This is a genomic window from Collinsella sp. Sow4_E3 (assembly GCF_052116285.1).
GTDB lineage: Bacteria > Actinomycetota > Coriobacteriia > Coriobacteriales > Coriobacteriaceae > Collinsella.
Map to the genome: position 1 here is coordinate 1 of NZ_JBQKLJ010000108.1, position 498 is coordinate 498.

1 protein-coding gene is annotated in these 498 nt (G+C 66.1%); it reads right to left on the reverse strand.

Features of this window, described 5'->3' with window-relative positions; genetic code table 11:
* Positions 1-301: hypothetical protein (locus ACTQ48_RS11500; RefSeq protein ID WP_441571060.1), on the reverse strand; the 301-nt coding region annotated here is incomplete at its 3' end.
* Positions 302-498 lie beyond the last annotated feature (197 nt).

Here is a 498-nt window from a genome sequence, read left to right on the forward strand (position 1 = left end):
GGGCTGGACGGGCCCCTACGGCACGAAGCGGAGCAGTGCGGTCTGGGAATGCATCGACTGCGGACACACCAAGAGGCAGCGCCTCGACCTCCTCAGTGATCGAGACCTCGAAGCAGCTCTCGGACCGTGCGTCAATGGACACCGGCCCTGCGACTACTGCGGCAAACCCATGCCGATGCTCGCGTGCGGGTGCGCACGCACACACAACTGGCAGCACTGTCCGGGCAAGACGCAAGCCGATCGGCAGACCGTGCCCCACCGGATCGCCGTACACGAAACGACCGAGAGAGGGGCCGATCATGGCTGATCTAGCCATCGTCGTCGGCGATGTCCGCGACCGCCGCGGGGCACTCCGTGGCCTGCCGAGCACTCACCATCCTCCACGGGGTGATGGGCTACGACACCGACGGTCAGCCCCGCTACCCCACCCACATGTACCACGACGGACACTGCGGACACTGCGGCCGAGAGATGAGACACCCATGAGCACCAATACCC